Source organism: Enterobacter sp. MGH 33, assembly GCF_000534535.1.
Lineage (GTDB): Bacteria > Pseudomonadota > Gammaproteobacteria > Enterobacterales > Enterobacteriaceae > Enterobacter > Enterobacter hormaechei_C.
Genome location: NZ_KI973212.1, coordinates 2374000 through 2390892, shown reverse-complemented (window position 1 = coordinate 2390892; position 16893 = coordinate 2374000). Strand labels below are relative to the sequence as shown.

The following is a 16893-nucleotide window of genomic DNA, read 5'->3' as shown; positions in this document are numbered from 1 at the left end:
ATGGAGACGATTCACTATATTCTCGACAACTGGGACTATCTCTTAACCCTGACGCTGCAACACCTGTGGCTGGTGGCGCTCGCCGTGGGCCTGGCGATTATTATTGGCGTGCCGCTGGGCATTTTAATTGTCCGCCATAAATGGCTGGCAACGCCGGTGCTGGGAATTGCCACCATTGTGCTCACCATCCCGTCAATTGCGCTTTTCGGCCTCATGATCCCGCTCTTTTCGCTGATCGGTCAGGGCATTGGCGCCCTGCCCGCGATTACGGCGGTGTTCCTCTATTCACTGCTGCCGATTGTGCGTAACACCCACACGGCGCTCGACAGCCTGCCGCCGGGCCTGCGTGAAGCGGGACGCGGCATCGGCATGACCTTCTGGCAGCGTCTGCGCTGGGTGGAAATCCCGATGGCGTTGCCGGTGATTTTTGGCGGCATCCGCACCGCCGTGGTGATGAACATCGGCGTCATGGCGATTGCCGCCGTAATCGGTGCGGGCGGGCTGGGCCTGCTGCTGCTTAACGGTATTGGCGGGAGTGATATTCGTATGTTGATTGCGGGCGCACTGATGATTTGTCTTTTAGCGATTGTGCTCGACTGGTTGCTGCACCGTTTGCAGGTGGTACTGACTCCGAAGGGGATTCGATAATGATAAAACTGGAAAACCTCACCAAACAATTTTCACAGAAACACGGCCAGACGTTTAAGGCCGTCGACAACGTCAACCTGAACGTGCCTGAAGGGGAAATGTGCGTGCTGCTCGGCCCGTCCGGCTGCGGGAAAACCACTACCCTGAAGATGATCAACCGTCTCATTACGCCAAGCAGCGGGACGATCCTGATTAACGGCGAAGACACCAGCGGAATGGACACCGTGACCCTGCGTCGCAACATTGGCTACGTGATCCAGCAAATTGGCCTGTTCCCGAACATGACCATCGAAGAGAACATTACCGTCGTGCCGCGCATGCTGGGCTGGGATAAAGCGCGCTGTAAATCCCGTGCCGAGGAGCTGATGGATATGGTGGCAATGGATCCGCATAAATTCCTTCACCGCTATCCACGCGAAATGTCCGGCGGTCAGCAGCAGCGTATCGGCGTCATCCGCGCGCTGGCAGCGGATCCTCCGGTCCTGCTGATGGATGAACCGTTCGGCGCGGTCGACCCGATTAACCGTGAGGTGATCCAGAACCAGTTCCTGGAGATGCAGCGCAAGCTGAAAAAGACCGTGATGCTGGTGAGCCACGATATTGACGAAGCGCTGAAGCTGGGCGACCGTATTGCCGTATTCCGTCAGGGACGTATCGTGCAGTGCGCCAGCCCGGACGAGCTGCTGGCGAAACCCGCGAATGAGTTTGTTGGCTCGTTTGTTGGCCAGGACCGGACGTTGAAACGCCTGCTGCTGGTATCGGCGGGCGACGTCACCGACCAGCAGCCTACCATTACGGTACGCGAATCGACGCCGCTGCCGGAGGCCTTCGCCACCATGGATGACAACGATATTCGCGCCATTACCGTGGTTGATGAGCACGGCAAACCGCTCGGCTTTGTGAAGCGCCGCGAAGCGCGTAACGCCAGCGGCAGCTGCGGGGATATTCTGCATCCGTTCCGCATGACCGGTAAGGCCGAGGATAACCTGCGCGTGGTGCTTTCTCGCCTGTATGAGAGCAACACCAGCTGGATGCCGATTGTGGACGAGGACGGACGCTATAACGGCGAGATATCCCAGGATTATATTGCGGAATATTTGAGTTCAGGGCGTACGCGCCGGGCATTAAATATTCATAGCGAGAGTTAAGCATTCAGGCCGGGTACTGCCCGGCCTTTTCCGCACGCATACCTTTTGCTAACCTCCCGATTTCCCGCCACAATATTGTATCGTCCCCGTTAAATCACGACTTCATGCAACGTCTTCACGCTTACCCCGACATCCGCGCGATGTTTCGTCGTCTCCTGATTGCTACCGTCACCGGCGTGCTGGCGGCGCTGGCCGTTGCGGTGTTCCGCCACAGCATGTATCTGCTGGAGTGGCTATTTCTCAGCAACGAAAGCGGAAGTCTGGTGAACGCCGCAGCCGCGTTATCACCCTGGCGGCGGGCGCTGACGCCTGCGCTGGGTGGTCTGGCCGCGGGAATGCTACTGTGGGGATGGCAGCGCATGACGGCACAACGTCCCCACGCCCCCACCGATTATATGGAAGCGCTTGAGACGGGTGACGGCCAGTTTGATTACGGCGCCAGCCTGGTGAAATCCCTCGCGTCGTTGCTGGTGGTCGCCAGCGGCAGCGCCATCGGCCGTGAAGGCGCCATGATCCTGCTCGCCGCCCTCGCCGCCTCCTTTTTTGCACAACGTTGTACGCCGAAATCCGAATGGAAACTGTGGATCGCCTGCGGTGCCGCCGCCGGGATGGCCAGCGCCTATCATGCGCCGCTGGCGGGCAGCCTGTTTATCGCAGAGATCCTGTTTGGCACGCTGATGCTGGCCTCCCTCGGCCCGGTGGTGATTGCTGCTGTAGTGGCCCTGCTGACCACGCGCCTGTTAAGTCCCGGCGCGAATACGCTATATGATGTCCATCTCAGCGAGATGCTTACGGCGGTGGATTATTTCCTGATCGTTGGCGTGGGTCTGCTGGCTGGCGTTTGCGGCCCGCTGCTGATGTGGCTGATGGCGGCCAGCCACAGGCTGTTTCTGCGTCTCAAACTTTCACCGCCGTGGCAGCTGGCGCTGGGTGGTCTGATCGTCGGGCTGCTGTCGCTGCTAACGCCGAAGGTATGGGGGAATGGCTATAGCGTGGTTCAGGCGTTTTTGCAGTCGCCGCCGCTGCTGTCGGTGATTGCTGGCGTCTTTATTTGCAAGCTGCTGGCGGTGCTGGCAAGCAGCGGGTCCGGCGCGCCGGGAGGCGTGTTCACGCCAACCTTGTTTGTCGGTATGGCAACGGGAATGCTGTTTGCGCAGATCTTTGCGCTGTGGTTTCCTGGCTCTGAGACGGCGATCCTGCTCGGGCTGGCGGGTATGGCGACGCTGCTCGCCGCCACAACGCATGCGCCAATCATGTCGGCCTTGATGGTATGTGAGATGACCGGGCAGTATTTTTTACTTCCCGGTTTGCTGGTTGCCTGTGTTGTGGCGTCGGTATTGTCGAGAACGCTACGCCACGACTCGATCTACGGCCAGCATACCGCCGAAAGCCGAGAGATCGATGTAGTGCGCTAATTCGCGCTGCTCGGCGCGGGGCAGATAAGGCAGTTCGCCCACCAGCGGGCCAGGCAGCTTTTTGCTCAGCACATCGATGATTTCAGCGTAGTGCGCAAGGCCCGGGTTAATACGGTTCGCCACCCAACCAATCAGCGGCAGGCCGTCATTAGCGATAGCCTGCGCCGTCAGCAAGGCATGGTTGATGCACCCTTCCTGAATGCCCACGACCATAATCACCGGCAACTGCTCCTGCACCACCCATTCGGAAAGGGGACGTAAATCGTTCATCAGGCTGCGCCAGCCGCCGGTCCCTTCAACGACAACGTGGTCAACCTTTTCACTCAGATTTGCCAGGCCATCAGAAAGCAGGCTGTAGTTGATAAGCCCACTGTGAGCGACGCTGCTTTCCTCTTCGCTTAAGGCGATAGGATTAACGGCATCATAAGGCAGTTCCAGAGACGAGACGCTTTGCAGAACCAGGGCATCCTTATTGCGCAGCCCTTCTGGCGTCTCTTTACTGCCTTTTGCAACCGGCTTGTATCCTGCAACGCGTTTACCGCTTGCCGCCAGGGCCTGAAGTAACGCGCGGGATACGACTGTCTTCCCGACAGACGTATCCGTACCAGTAATAAAGAAACGCTTAAGCATGACTCATTCCACCTCTTGGGTATGCCTCAAAATATAAACCAGGTAAATAATTCAGTGGGGAAAGTCTACGGGATGCGTGCGCTACCGGGCTTGAGATAGCGCAATTTTTCGTACATCTCTGGAAAAGAGTTAGCCCTGTAGCAAACGAATCAGTAACGAGCCGTTGTACATCGCATCTTTTACCAGCGCGGCGCCGGCCATCGTACCCTGGTTGGAAAATTGCGTACTTTCGACCACGATGTTTTTACTGTACGCGGGAAGCGCCTGCTGATTGATGCAGGCGGAAATCGCCGGAAAGAGGATATCCGCCGCCTGGCTGAGCGGGGAGCCGATCAGTATTTTTTGCGGGTTAAACAGGTTCACCATAATGGCCAGAATGCGCCCGACATTATTGCCCACGCCGGTAATAATGTCCTTCGCCAGCAGATCGCCCTGCCTTGCCGCAGCGCACAGTGCCTCGACGCTTAACGGTTGACCGTGCAGCGTGGAGCTCATCGACTGGCTGAGCCGCACCTGCGCCAGCTCCAGCACGCTTTCGACGCTGGCAATCGTCTCCAGACAGCCATGGTTACCGCAGTAGCAGCGTTTTCCGTACGGATCGACCTGCGTATGGCCGATCTCCACCAGGCTACTGCTGCCAGCATGCAACAGACGCCCGTCGGTGATCACACCTGCGCCAACGTTATGATCAATCACCACCTGAATTACGTCGCGCGCGCCCCGGGAGGCACCAAACAATGCCTCCGCCATCGTCCAGGCGCTGATATCATGCTGAATGTAGACCGGCACACCGGTGTGGTTTTCCAGCACGTCGCCCAGCGGCATCTCTTTGACGTTTTCATAAAACGGCATGCGGTGAACAATGCCATTTTCGGTATCAATAATTCCCGGCAGGGTGATCGCAATCGCCGTTAAACGTTCAAGACGCTGCTGGTGACGAATAAAGAACTGGTCGATGTGGGTCAGAATGGCATCGAGAAGTGGTTGCTCTGCATTAAGCGGGAGTTCCAGCCGGTCCTCCACCACCAGCTTGCTGCTGAGGTCGCGCAGCGCGAGGAAGATTTCCCCGCGGCTAATCCGCAGCGACAGGTAGTGCCAGGCTTCCGTTTCCACCACCAGCCCTACCGCCGGACGGCCACGGCTGCCCGGCTCCTGAATTTCTGTTTCCTGAACCAGATGGGCTTCCAGCATTTCGCGGACAATCTTGGTAATACTGGCGGGTGCCAGTTGTGCCAGGCGCGAAAGATCGATACGCGAAACCGGACCAAGCTGATCAATCAGGCGATAAACGGCACCCGCGTTGGTCTGCTTGATCTGATCGATATGCCCTGGCTGACTATCAGCAACCACCTCGTACTCCCTTATTTTCGAGCTTCGAAATAAACTGAGGGCTATGGTGAAGCACTTCAATGGCTGACGTCAAATTTTTACTTAGCCATGTGATTTACTGCACATTTTCGCCCACTTTTCCCTATAAATAACGCCCGCGAGAAGCGGTAATTAATTGTTCTTTGAAACGCTGTGCCGCATGGCTCTGTTCATGATGTTTAGACCACACCAGCCACATCTCTGAGACTGCATCCTGCTCGGCTATCTTCACCCAGCGCATTTCCGCCAGTTGTACCCGTTTAAATGAGGCCGGGAGAATCGACACGCCAAGCCCTGCGGCAACGAGACCAATGATCGTCATGGCTTCCCCCACCTCCTGCGCGATAGTCGGGACAAGGCCATATCGCCGCATCAGACCAAGAATATCGTCATACAACCCGGTACCCACCTGTGGGTCAAAAAAGACAAACGGCTCTTTCGCCAGTTCAGCCAGCGAGACGCTGTGCTGCGCGGCGAGCGGATGATCCCGGGGGATCATCGCCATCAGCGGTTCGCGGAGGATCACCTGCCACGCCAGGGTATCAGGCAACTGCGTGTTACGCATCAGCCCCAGGTCGAGCGATCCTTCGTTAAGCGGCGATATCTGCTCCCGGGTATTTATTTCGCGCGTCTGAATATGCACATCCGGAAAGTTACGGCGAAACGAGGATAGCGTTTGTGAAACAGCGCTGATAAAGGGGGCCGATGAGGTAAACCCGATGCGCAGCTCCCCCGTCTCCCCAAGATAAAGCCGTTCCGCTCTGGCGGCGGCGTCCTCCACCATACTCAGGATCTGCCGGCTATCGGCGAGAAACTGTTTTCCCGCCGCCGTCAGGCTCACGCTGCGGTTGGTTCGCGCCAGCAGACGCGCCCCGACCTGCTGCTCCAGGATCTGGATCTGCTGGCTTAGCGGTGGCTGAGAGATATTCAGCCTTGCCGCCGCACGACCAAAATGCAGCTCTTCGGCGACGGCGACAAAATAGCGCAGATGGCGCAGCTCGATATTCATATTTTTAAAGTATCATTTGAGATTATTAATATATTAGACAGAATATTTACATTTTCCTACCCTAATCTTGTGGTCATACCCGTCACCAGAAACCACGGGGATGTTTAAGCAAGGATTATGTGTGAGCCGTACAACGACCGTTGATATCGCGCCGGCCAGCGACATTGATGATTTACCCGCAGCACCGCAGCCGGTTCAGTTTATTAAACGTGGTACCCCCCAGTTTATGCGCGTCACGCTGGCGCTCTTCTCAGCGGGTCTCGCCACTTTTGCCCTGCTCTACTGCGTTCAGCCGATCCTGCCGGTCCTGTCGCATGAATTTGGCGTGTCGCCAGCCAGCAGCAGTATTTCGCTCTCCATTTCAACCGGGATGCTGGCGATCGGTCTGCTGTTCACCGGGCCACTTTCGGATGCCATCGGACGTAAGCAGGTCATGGTAACGGCGTTAATGCTGGCCTCCGTGTGTACCTTGCTGTCCACCATGATGACCAGCTGGCACGGCATTCTGGTCATGCGCGCGCTGATTGGGTTATCCCTCAGCGGCGTGGCGGCGGTCGGGATGACCTATCTCAGCGAGGAGATCCACCCGAGCTTCGTGGCCTTCTCCATGGGGCTATACATTAGCGGGAACTCTATCGGCGGGATGAGCGGACGCCTGCTCAGCGGTGTGTTTACTGATTTCTTTAACTGGCGCATTGCGCTGGCCGTTATCGGCTGCTTCGCCCTCGCTTCGGCGCTGATGTTCTGGAAAATCCTGCCGGAATCGCGCCATTTCCGCCCGACCTCCCTGCGTCCGAAAACGTTATTTATCAACTTTCGTCTGCACTGGCGCGATCAAGGGCTGCCCCGTTTGTTCCTGACCGGTTTCCTGCTGATGGGCTCGTTCGTGACGCTGTTTAATTACATCGGCTATCGTCTGATGCTTTCACCGTGGCATCTTAGTCTGGCATTGGTGGGTTTGCTCTCTGTGGCATATCTCACCGGGACATGGAGTTCGCCAAAAGCGGGCGCCATGACCGCGCGCTTCGGTCGTGGTCCGGTGATGCTGGTTTCCACCGCCGTGATGCTGTTCGGACTGCTGATGACGCTTTTCTCTTCCCTGTGGCTGATTTTTGCCGGAATGCTGCTCTTCTCTGCGGGCTTCTTTGCCGCGCATTCCGTTGCCAGCAGCTGGATTGGCCCACGCGCGCGCCGCGCCAAAGGTCAGGCTTCGTCACTGTATCTGTTCAGTTACTATCTTGGTTCCAGCATAGCCGGTACGCTCGGCGGGGTGTTCTGGCACAACTACGGCTGGAACGGCGTGGGCGGATTTATCGCGCTGATGCTGTGCGCTGCGCTGCTGGTGGGCGCGAGCCTGCATAAACGACTGCATTAACATTCAGCCCTCTTCGTGTTTAAATCGAGCCGATGCTAATTTTTGTCATCGGCTGATTCAGACACGAGGACTTCATGAAAAACAATAATTATCAACAACTCACCCGCACCTTCCAGCGCCTCTCCCGCTTCTCGCACCTCTCCTCCATCGCCAGCTGGGACATGTTCACCATGATGCCGCCAGGCGGCAGCGCCGCGCGCGGTGAAGCGCTGGCGGAGATGAGCGTCCTGCAACATCAGATCCTGACCGATAAAAAAGTGGGTGAATGGCTGGCGGCGGCAGACGAAGATCTGAACGACGTTGAGCAAGCCAACCTGCGTGAAATGACACGCCACTACCAGCAGGCCACTTTACTGCCGGAATCGCTGGTGGAGGCCAAATCGCTGGCGGGCAGCAGGTGTGAACACGCGTGGCGCACTCAGCGTCCGGCCAACGACTGGCAGGGCTTTTCAGCCAACCTGAAAGAGGTGGTGAAACTCAGTCGTGAAGAAGCCCGCCTGCGCGCTGAGGCTAAAGGCTGCACGCCTTACGACGCGCTGCTGGATATCTTTGAACCCGACATGACCAGCGCTCGCCTGGATGTGCTGTTCGGCGATCTGAAGTCCTGGCTGCCGGAGCTGCTGGCAAAGGTTGTGGAAAAACAGGCTCAACGATCGTTCGTTCCGCCACAGGGTCCCTTCCCGACCGCCACGCAGCGCGAGCTGGGTCTGAAAGCGATGAAAATGCTTGGCTTCGATTTTAACGGCGGTCGTCTGGACGTTAGCGCCCACCCGTTCTGCGGCGGCGTGCCGGAAGATGTGCGTATCACCACGCGTTACGATGAAGATGAACTGCTCAGCGCGCTTTTCGGCGTGATCCACGAAACCGGACATGCCCGCTACGAGCAAAACCTTCCGCGAGCGTGGGCCGGCCAGCCCGTTGCGCTGGCGCGCTCTACGGCGATCCATGAATCCCAGAGCTTGTTCTTTGAAATGCAGCTGGGCCGCAGCGACGCTTTCCTGAAGCATCTGCTTCCGGCGGTTCATGCCCGTTTCGGTAGCCAGGCGGCATTCAGCGAAGAGAATTTTATTGCCTGGAACCAGCGCGTGAAGCCGGGCTACATCCGCGTTGATGCGGATGAAGTGAGCTATCCGGCGCATGTGGTGCTGCGCTATGAGATCGAGCGCGCGCTAATCAATGGCGAAATTGAAGTCGATGATATTCCCGCGTTATGGGATGAGAAAATGCAGGCCTGGCTTGGGTTATCCACCAAAGATAACTACCGCAACGGCTGTATGCAGGATATCCACTGGACCGACGGCGGTTTTGGCTACTTCCCGTCTTACACGCTGGGGGCAATGTATGCGGCACAGCTGTTCCATGCCGCCAAAACTGCGCTGCCCGGGTTGCAGACATCCATTGCCGGGGGCGATTTCTCAGCACTGTTTGACTGGCTGCGTCAGAATATCTGGCAGCACGGCAGCCGTTTCAGCACGTCGCAGCTCATCACCCAGGCCACGGGCGAAGACCTGAATATCCGCTACTTCCGCGAACACCTGACGTCCCGCTATCTGTAACCGAACGCGCCGGGGGTCCACCCCGGCGTTGTACATATGGTTACACGCCGATACCAATCACTCACGGAAACCCCGAATTTACAGGGATATAGTTATTTCAACGGCCCCGCAGTGGGGTTAAATGAGAAACCAAATTCGAGGGTATGAAAATGAAAAAAGTATTAGCTCTGGTCGTTGCCGCTGCTATGGGTCTGTCTTCCGCTGCATTCGCGGCTGAAACTACCGCCACCGCAGCGCCTGCGGCATCCACCGCTGCTCCGGCCAAAACGGTTCACCATAAAAAACATCACAAAGCGGCTAAACCAGCGGCAGAACAGAAAGCGCAGGCCGCGAAAAAGCACCATAAAAAAGCGGCAAAACCTGCGGTAGAGCAGAAAGCCCAGGCGGCTAAAAAACATCACAAAAAAGCGGCAAAACACGAAGCGGCTAAACCTGCTGCACAGCCAGCAGCGTAAGAGTACAAGCTTAACCGTGCCCTTCGGGGCACGTTGGTAAACCGGCGCTGAACGGGTTTGCGGTCAGCGCCGTTTTTTTATCCGGAGGGCGTATGCTGCGGCGCTATCGGTTTGAGTTCATTCTTATCCTGCTAATTTTATGCGCGCTCATCGCCAGCCACTTTTATCTTTCCTGAATGTAGCACGCTGATTTTACTCCCACTTTCTCGCCGTCGCGTCTATAGTATTTTCATAGGGTTCACTTTTAATAATCATAATTACCCCCACCAGAGTGTGATATGCGTAAATCTGTTGTGTTGTTACTGGGAACGTTTAGCCTTTTTGCTGGCTTTTCACATGCGGATGATGGCGACGATGACGCCATTAGCGCCAAAGAGGTAAAGACGCTGTTTTTTGGTCATGACGATCGTACGCGTGTCACCGATCCTACCGAATCGCCCTGGGATGCCATCGGGCAACTGGAAACCGCCAGCGGCAATTTATGTACCGCAACCCTCATTACGCCACGCCTTGCGCTGACGGCGGGTCATTGCCTGTTAATGCCGCCTGAAGGCAAACCGGATAAAGCGATCGCCCTGCGCTTTGTGTCGCAAAAAGGAATATGGCGCTACGAAATTCACGGTATTGAGGGGCGAGTGGATCCGTCGCTTGGCAAACGCCTGAAACCGGATGGCGATGGCTGGATTGTGCCGCCCGGGGCGGCCTCCTGGGATTTCGGGCTGATCGTTTTACGTTATCCGCCGTCCGGGATCACCCCGCTGCCGCTCTTTGATGGCGATAAGGCCGCGCTCACCGCCGCCCTGAAAGCCGCCGATCGAAAAGTGACGCAATCAGGTTATCCTGTTGATCACCTCGATTCGCTGTACACCCATACGGACTGCGTGGTGACGGGTTGGGCGCAAAACAGCGTACTGTCGCATCAGTGCGATACGCTACCGGGTGATAGCGGATCGCCCCTGATGTTAAAAACCGATAACGGCTGGCAGCTGATTGGCGTTCAGAGTTCTGCGCCAGCGGCGAAAGACCGCTGGCGCGCAGATAACCGGGCGTTGTCGGTGACCGGTTTTCGCGACCGGCTGGAAGCCCTGGCGCAGCAGTAGGTCACTCAGGCCAGTTTAATCATGATCATGCCGGCGAGCAGTAATACCAGCCCTATCCAGCCTTTATTGTTTAAACGCTGCCCGAACATAATCCAGCCTGCCGCCAGGGTGGCGGCAATACCGAAGCCCCCCCACAGCGCATAGGCCACGGACAGATCGATGCCTTTCACCGCCTGCGACAGGGCGCTAAACGCCCCCAGAACCGCGGCAATCGATAACAGGCCGTAGGCTTTGCGACGAAAACCGTCGGAGAACTTCAGAAAGACGTTGGCAATAATTTCCAGAACGATGGCAAAAGCCAGCCAGGCCGCGTGGATCCATTCAAACTGCTGCATGGGTCTGCTCCTTCTGCTGTTTTGCCGGTTTGCGTGTACCCGATTTAATCAGCACGATACCTGCGACCAGGGTCGTCAGCCCGGCAATTTTCATTGTCGTCAGGGTTTCATCAAATAACATGACGCTAAACAGCGTAATCAATAAAATACCAATACCTTCCCACAATGCGTATGCCACGCCCAGCGCGATTTTTTTAACCGCAAAAGAGAGGAAAATATAGGAAAGCGTAATCATGACCAGCATCAAAATAAAACCGGTGCTGCCATCACTCACGCTTGCCCATTTCATCGACAAGGTGCCGGTAATTTCAGCGACGATCGCCAGAGCTAATAAAATCCAGTAAAACATGTTTTTTCTCCTGCTTGAGAATATAATCCATCGAGGCTCGCTGCGGACAGCAAACCAAAAAATTAGGAATTAAATCAGTTAGCTAAGCGCATAGCGCCAGCTCAGGCAGAAGACGTGACTATAGCGCGGAACGCCAGTGTTGCTCACCAGAAAGCAGGCAGAGGGAGGTTGAAAACAGAGCAGAGTTGTTTGAAAAATACGTCCTGAACAAATTGTCCATAAAATTACAATTATCCGCGGTGTTGCTTCTCGTCTTTGCGGATGAAAATTGTCCTCGGTAGTTGAACACGCCTGATTTGTATCATAAGCCAGGAATTTACTCAAAGCCTTTTCATTTCTTTACCCAGTCTGTTTGATTTTGGTTAGTTTTTTTAATCCGCTTTCCCCTCTATTATAAATAAAAAACTGTTCAGGAACGTCCATGGCCAAACCTATTATCACCCTCAACGGGCTTAAGATCGTCATCATGCTGGGCATGCTGGTGATCATTCTGACCGGCGTTCGTTTTGCGGCCGATATCATCGTGCCTTTTATCCTGGCGCTTTTTATCGCGGTGATCCTCAATCCACTGGTGCAGCGAATGGTGCGGCTGCGCATCCCGCGTGTGCTGGCGATAAGCCTGCTTATCAGTATTATTATCGTTGCGATGGTGCTGTTAGTCGCCTATCTGGGAACCTCCCTGAACGAGCTGGCGCGGACGCTACCGACATACCGCTCTTCCCTGGCGACCCCGCTGCTGCAAATTGAACCCTGGCTGCAACGCGCGGGTATCGAAGTCTCGGTTGAGGAACTGCTTAAATACATCGATCCGAATGCCGCCATGACGATTGTCACCAGCCTGCTGGCACAACTCTCCAACGCCATGACCTCGATTTTCCTGCTGTTCCTGACGGTTGTGTTTATGCTGCTGGAAGTTCCACAGCTGCCTGCAAAGCTCCAGCACATCATGGTGCGTCCGGTAGAGGGAATGGGCGCCATTCAGCGCGCGCTCGACAGCGTTTCACGCTATCTGGTGCTGAAAACGGCCATCAGCCTGGTGACGGGATTAGTGGTCTGGGGGATGCTCGCCGCGCTGGATGTGCGTTTTGCCTTCGTCTGGGGGCTGCTGGCCTTTGCGCTCAACTATATTCCTAACATCGGCTCCGTGCTGGCGGCGATCCCCCCTATCCTTCAGGTGCTGGTTTTCAGCGGTTTGTATGATGCCCTGATTCTGCTGGCAGGCTATCTGGTGATTAACCTTGTCTTCGGGAACATTCTCGAACCACGGATAATGGGACGCGGGCTGGGGCTTTCAACCCTTGTTGTGTTCCTGTCCCTGATTTTCTGGGGCTGGCTGCTCGGGCCTGTCGGCATGCTGCTCTCCGTTCCGCTGACAATTATTGTCAAAATTGGCCTGGAGCAGACTGCCGGTGGACAAAGTATCGCTGTGCTGCTGAGCGACATGAGCCATAAGGCCGATTAATTGTCCATCGACAGCATGGGCTTGCCCGTTCTTCCCGCTTCGCGATAGTTGCCCACTGCCCGCTGCCATTCCGACAGCGGGTAGAGGGTGACATCGCTGCACTCGCTGGCGCGCAGTTTAGGCCAGATGCGCCGAAACTCCGCCTGCCACGCCTCAGCGCTCAGCGCGTCCAGATAGTTACGAATGTGAAACCACGCCACGCGCGGCAACGGCCGCTGCTGCCGGAAGGTCTGCCCGGAGAGTAGCCCGTAGCAGACAAAGGTGCCGGTTTCGGGCATCACGCTCAGGATCGTCTCCGCCAGACTGCCGCCCGTGGCGTCGTACACCACCTCCGCTTGCGCGGCGGCAGCGTTGACGGCGGCCGTATCATGTTGCGCAATCGGGACGATCCCCATTTCAGCCAGACGTTGAGCGTGCACGGGCGAGCGATGGATCCCGTAAACCGCCTCCGCACCCGCCTGGCGTGCCCATTGCCCGAGCAGAACGGCGCAGTCAGAACCGGCAGCGGTGAGCAGCACCGTTTTCCCGACCGGAGGATAGCGGTCCAGCATCATCTGTGCGGCAAGCGGGTTGATATACGCCCGCGCGGCAAGTAGCGAGTCGACGTCGTCCGGGACGGGAACCGCATACGCCGCCGGGCAGTCGACATAGCGCTGCCAGGTTCCCTGCCCCCGTAACGGCAGGACCCGCTTGCCCAGCAGCGCCGGATAAGCGGCGGGCGTTTCGGTCACTATTCCGACCCCTTCATAACCAGCTATCGCAGGCAGCGGCGTGCGATGGCGATATGCTCCGGTGATGGGGATGAGATCGGAGGCGTTCACCGGTGAAAAAAGCATGCGCACACGTATCTCTCCCGGCTGTCGCGGCGACAATGGTGTGGTTTCCGCTTGCAGTACCGATTCAGGCTCACCAAACCGGCGATACCAGAGGGCCAGATTAAGCATTGCGATCGCGCCATCCCATTTCCGGTGCGACATGTTTCAGGATGGACTCGATCACATGTGCGTTGTATTCCACGCCCAGCTGATTCGGCACGGTAAGTAACAGCGTATCCGCTTCCGCGATCGCTTCATCCTTTTTCAACTGTTCAATCAGCTTGTCTGGCTCTGCGGCATAGCTGCGTCCGAAAATGGCCCGCGTTTTCTCATCCAGATAGCCCACGCTGTCGCTCTCATTGCGGCTTGAGCCGAAATACATCCGGTCGCGATCGTCCATCAGGGCAAAAATACTGCGGCTGACCGAAACGCGTGGCTGACGGGTATGCCCTGCCTCAGCCCAGGCCTGTCGGTAGGCACGGATCTGTTTTGCCTGCTGAATATGGAACGGCTCGCCGGTTTCATCATCTTTCAGCGTTGAGCTTTGCAGGTTCATCCCCAGTGTTGCCGCCCATACTGCCGTTGCATTAGAGCCAGCCCCCCACCAGATACGATCGCGTAAGCCTTCTGAATGCGGCTCCAGACGCAACAATCCCGGCGGGTTTGGGAACATCGGCTGTGGGTTAGGCTTCGCAAACCCTTCACCGCGTAATACATCAAGCAGTACCTCAGTGTGGCGGCGCGCCATATCAGATTCGTTTTCCCCTTCCTGCGGCACGTAACCAAAATAACGCCAGCCATCAATCACCTGCTCCGGGGAACCCCGGCTGATACCAAGCTGTAATCGCCCGCCGGAGATGAGATCTGCCGCGCCAGCATCTTCCGCCATATACAGCGGATTTTCATACCGCATGTCGATCACGCCCGTCCCGATTTCGATGCGTTTGGTTTTCGCGCCTATTGCAGCCAGCAAGGGGAATGGCGAACTGAGCTGGCGGGCAAAGTGATGCACACGGAAATAAGCCCCGTCCGCGCCCAGCTCTTCGGCGGCGACCGCCAGATCGATGGACTGTAGCAGCGTGTCAGCCGCGGTTCGCGTGCCGGACTGAGGTGACGGCGTCCAGTGACCAAACGACAAAAATCCGATCTTTTTCATAGTGGAGTATCCTGATAAAGCATTGCGTTATCCCTACTCTACGCATTAACGGATGAGAATAAATGGTGATTATTTAACGGAATGCTTCAAATAAACTGACAGAGACCATCAAGTTTCAATTTATTCTACTCTGGTTATCTGTTTGATTTAGCGCTATTACTGTAAGCCATTTCCCGCCAGGCAGAACAGATAATGAAAAGACGCTATGTCATTGCAGATGTTTTTACGAATACGCCGTTTCTCGGCAACCCAGTCGCCGTTGTCCTTGATGCTGAAGGTATGAGCAGTGAACAGATGCAGCAGGTTGCCGTTGAATTTGGCTACAGCGAAACGACGTTTGTGCTGCCGCCAGAAAATCTCTCGAGTACGGCACGCGTGCGGATATTCACCCCCTCGCGCGAAATACCTTTCGCCGGGCACCCTAACGTCGGAACTGCCTTTGTGTTGGCGCATCACGCCATAGAAAACGGGCAGACATTATCCGACACCTTGCACTTCGAAGAAATCGCGGGAATGGTGCCGGTGCGGCTGTTAAAACAGAACGGCACAGTGACGGGAGCTGAGCTGTTAGCTCCTGAGGCGCTTTCCTGCCATTCTGAAGTCAGCGCGGAACAGGTTGCAGCCTGCCTTTCCTTAAGCCCGGATGATATACGCAGGGACGTGCATAATCCTGTTGTTGCCTCGGTGGGCCTGCCCTTTTTGATCGTAGAGCTGGTCTCCCGCGATGCGCTTCGTCGATGCGTGCCCAACTTACAAGGTTTCCGCGCGATTCTGCCGCTTGACGGCGCAGTCTCTGTCTATACGTATACCTTAGACAGGGCTTCAGATGAGTCCTGCGATCTTCAGGCACGTATGTTTACTCCTCGAATGACGGAAGATCCGGCAACAGGCAGTGCAGCCGCAGCAGCCACGGCGTTGCTGGCCCTGCGTCGTGATCAAACCACACTTTCACTGAAGATTAGCCAGGGCGTTGATATGGGGCGTACAAGCGTGTTGTTTTCGGAATACGATGCATCGTCAGGAAGGGCTGTGGTTCGGGTCGGTGGTGAATGTGTCATTACGCTTGAGGGAACATTTACGCTTTGAGGCAGAGACGCGTTCCCCTTCCGTTCTCTTATGGGATATATTGGCACTAAGATTTTTTAACAGGTAACATCAGCAATGGCTCTGATCCCCAAAAACTACGCACGGCTGGAAAGCGGCTACCGTGAAAAAGCGCTAAAAATCTACCCCTGGGTTTGTGGACGCTGCTCGCGTGAGTTTGTTTATTCAAATCTTCGTGAACTCACGGTTCACCATATCGACCACGATCACACCAATAACCCGGAAGATGGCAGTAACTGGGAGCTGTTGTGCCTGTTTTGTCACGATCACGAACACTCAAAGTACACCGAAGCGGATCAATATGGCACCACCGTTGTCGCGGGTGAGGATGCGCAAAAAGACGTGGGTGTCGCCACGTTTAACCCCTTTGCCGATCTCAAGGCGATGATGAACAAGAAGAAGTAATATCGACGGCTTCACTGCCCATACCTGTCGTATGGGCAGTCAGAAAGCCACATATGTTGTATTCCAGTCACAGGTTGAACAATGATACGGCTTTAATATCTGCCTCAGGGTTCACGCGTTTTACTGCCTCTAAAAACGCAGCGAAGTTTTGATTAAACACCGTCAGATTATTATAAAATTGCACCTGTTTTTCACGGGTTCCCTCAAGATAAGTCACAGACCAGATCCGCCTGTTATTTATCACTATCGAGCCTGGTTTAATTTTTATGATAGTCGCCAGCTCAATTTTACGGGTGCTGCTCTTTATAACCTCGTATAAATACTGCTCATCATAAAAGTAGGTTTTACCTGACGAGCCGCCAAACCAGACAGGATGGGTTGAGATTTTTTTCATTCCCCGGCTGTCGGCAACGATGCGCGTTGGATGCCGAATACGCCTGACGAAAAAGCGTATCAGCATAATCAGTGCCACAAAAGACAGCACCACAAAAAGAACGTTAATGCTCTCCCGCATATTTCGTTACCTGACATGCATAGTTATAAGTGAAGAAGTATACCCAAAT

Annotated in this window: 19 protein-coding genes; 11 read left to right on the top strand and 8 right to left on the bottom strand. The window is 55.7% G+C overall.

Translation table 11 applies throughout. The annotated features are described in order from the left end of the window. The 3 genes from osmW (at position 1) to clcB (ending at position 3211) form a co-directional block, all read left to right on the top strand. Entirely contained in the window at positions 1 to 648 is a 648-nt protein-coding gene (osmW, locus tag L379_RS12655) for an osmoprotectant ABC transporter permease OsmW (RefSeq protein ID WP_006808875.1), read from the top strand. Then, positions 648 to 1796, top strand: coding sequence for an osmoprotectant ABC transporter ATP-binding protein OsmV (osmV, locus tag L379_RS12660; protein ID WP_003857446.1), 1149 nt, complete (start codon positions 648 to 650; stop codon positions 1794 to 1796). The genes osmW and osmV overlap by 1 nt, the downstream gene beginning before the upstream one ends. 104 nt (positions 1797 to 1900) lie before the next feature. Further along, entirely contained in the window at positions 1901 to 3211 is a 1311-nt protein-coding gene (gene clcB, locus L379_RS12665) for a voltage-gated ClC-type chloride channel ClcB (RefSeq protein WP_023296525.1), read from the top strand. On the opposite strand, the gene bioD is transcribed toward clcB, so the two are convergent. From bioD to L379_RS12680, 3 genes are all read right to left on the bottom strand, one after another. Further along, complete coding sequence (gene bioD, locus L379_RS12670) at positions 3146 to 3841, bottom strand: dethiobiotin synthase (protein WP_015570628.1); 696 nt, start codon at positions 3839 to 3841, stop codon at positions 3146 to 3148. The genes clcB and bioD overlap by 66 nt on opposite strands. Before the next feature lie 129 nt (positions 3842 to 3970). After that, the gene (gene mlc, locus L379_RS12675; protein WP_003857451.1) at positions 3971 to 5191 is read right to left on the bottom strand and encodes a sugar metabolism global transcriptional regulator Mlc; all 1221 of its coding nucleotides are present in this window, start codon (positions 5189 to 5191) and stop codon (positions 3971 to 3973) included. Between the two features lie 121 nt (positions 5192 to 5312). After that, on the bottom strand, positions 5313 to 6218 hold the full coding sequence (locus L379_RS12680) for a LysR family transcriptional regulator (protein ID WP_032653407.1): 906 nt from the start codon (positions 6216 to 6218) through the stop codon (positions 5313 to 5315). Between the two features lie 121 nt (positions 6219 to 6339). On the opposite strand from L379_RS12680, the gene L379_RS12685 reads away from it, so the two are divergent. The 5 genes from L379_RS12685 to L379_RS12700 all read left to right on the top strand — a co-directional run bounded on the left by L379_RS12685 (position 6340) and on the right by L379_RS12700 (position 10704). Further along, positions 6340 to 7593, top strand: coding sequence for an MFS transporter (locus L379_RS12685; protein ID WP_032653405.1), 1254 nt, complete (start codon positions 6340 to 6342; stop codon positions 7591 to 7593). A gap of 74 nt (positions 7594 to 7667) precedes the next feature. Beyond that, positions 7668 to 9149: a carboxypeptidase M32 gene (locus L379_RS12690; protein ID WP_032653403.1), complete on the top strand. Its 1482-nt coding sequence runs from the start codon at positions 7668 to 7670 to the stop codon at positions 9147 to 9149. A 149-nt stretch (positions 9150 to 9298) separates the two neighbouring features. Further along, a complete protein-coding gene (gene asr / locus L379_RS12695) occupies positions 9299 to 9604 on the top strand; it encodes an acid resistance repetitive basic protein Asr (RefSeq protein ID WP_003857459.1) in 306 nt (101 codons plus the stop codon). A gap of 92 nt (positions 9605 to 9696) precedes the next feature. Next, positions 9697 to 9780, top strand: a complete 84-nt coding sequence (locus L379_RS26430; RefSeq protein ID WP_057979992.1) for a small membrane protein YdgU — start codon at positions 9697 to 9699, stop codon at positions 9778 to 9780. 102 nt (positions 9781 to 9882) lie between these two features. Continuing rightward, positions 9883 to 10704, top strand: a complete 822-nt coding sequence (locus L379_RS12700) for a trypsin-like serine peptidase (RefSeq protein ID WP_003857461.1) — start codon at positions 9883 to 9885, stop codon at positions 10702 to 10704. Positions 10705 to 10709: 5 nt separating this feature from the next. Here the strand turns inward: L379_RS12700 and mdtI are convergent, their stop codons facing one another. Both mdtI and mdtJ read right to left on the bottom strand, forming a co-directional pair. After that, positions 10710 to 11039 carry a multidrug/spermidine efflux SMR transporter subunit MdtI gene (gene mdtI, locus L379_RS12705; RefSeq protein ID WP_003857463.1) on the bottom strand — a complete coding sequence of 110 codons (330 nt, stop codon included), beginning with the start codon at positions 11037 to 11039 and terminating at the stop codon, positions 10710 to 10712. After that, complete coding sequence (gene mdtJ, locus L379_RS12710; protein ID WP_015570633.1) at positions 11026 to 11388, bottom strand: multidrug/spermidine efflux SMR transporter subunit MdtJ; 363 nt, start codon at positions 11386 to 11388, stop codon at positions 11026 to 11028. Before mdtJ ends, mdtI begins: the two co-directional genes overlap by 14 nt. 421 nt (positions 11389 to 11809) lie before the next feature. Here mdtJ and L379_RS12715 point away from each other — a divergent pair, with 421 nt between their 5' ends. Continuing rightward, on the top strand, positions 11810 to 12850 hold the full coding sequence (locus tag L379_RS12715) for an AI-2E family transporter (protein WP_003857467.1): 1041 nt from the start codon (positions 11810 to 11812) through the stop codon (positions 12848 to 12850). Here the strand turns inward: L379_RS12715 and L379_RS12720 are convergent. Beyond that, a complete protein-coding gene (locus L379_RS12720; protein WP_032653400.1) occupies positions 12847 to 13794 on the bottom strand; it encodes a zinc-dependent alcohol dehydrogenase family protein in 948 nt (315 codons plus the stop codon). The genes L379_RS12715 and L379_RS12720 overlap by 4 nt on opposite strands. Continuing rightward, the gene (locus L379_RS12725) at positions 13787 to 14821 is read right to left on the bottom strand and encodes an LLM class flavin-dependent oxidoreductase (protein ID WP_017384559.1); all 1035 of its coding nucleotides are present in this window, start codon (positions 14819 to 14821) and stop codon (positions 13787 to 13789) included. The genes L379_RS12720 and L379_RS12725 overlap by 8 nt, the downstream gene beginning before the upstream one ends. 192 nt (positions 14822 to 15013) lie before the next feature. On the opposite strand from L379_RS12725, the gene L379_RS12730 reads away from it, so the two are divergent. Together L379_RS12730 and yajD are read left to right on the top strand one after the other, a co-directional pair. Next, a complete protein-coding gene (locus L379_RS12730; protein ID WP_017694091.1) occupies positions 15014 to 15907 on the top strand; it encodes a PhzF family phenazine biosynthesis protein in 894 nt (297 codons plus the stop codon). A gap of 75 nt (positions 15908 to 15982) precedes the next feature. After that, on the top strand, positions 15983 to 16330 hold the full coding sequence (gene yajD / locus L379_RS12735) for an HNH nuclease YajD (protein WP_006808895.1): 348 nt from the start codon (positions 15983 to 15985) through the stop codon (positions 16328 to 16330). A gap of 67 nt (positions 16331 to 16397) precedes the next feature. On the opposite strand, the gene L379_RS12740 is transcribed toward yajD, so the two are convergent. Further along, entirely contained in the window at positions 16398 to 16844 is a 447-nt protein-coding gene (locus tag L379_RS12740) for a hypothetical protein (protein WP_017384560.1), read from the bottom strand. Positions 16845 to 16893: the final 49 nt, after the last annotated feature.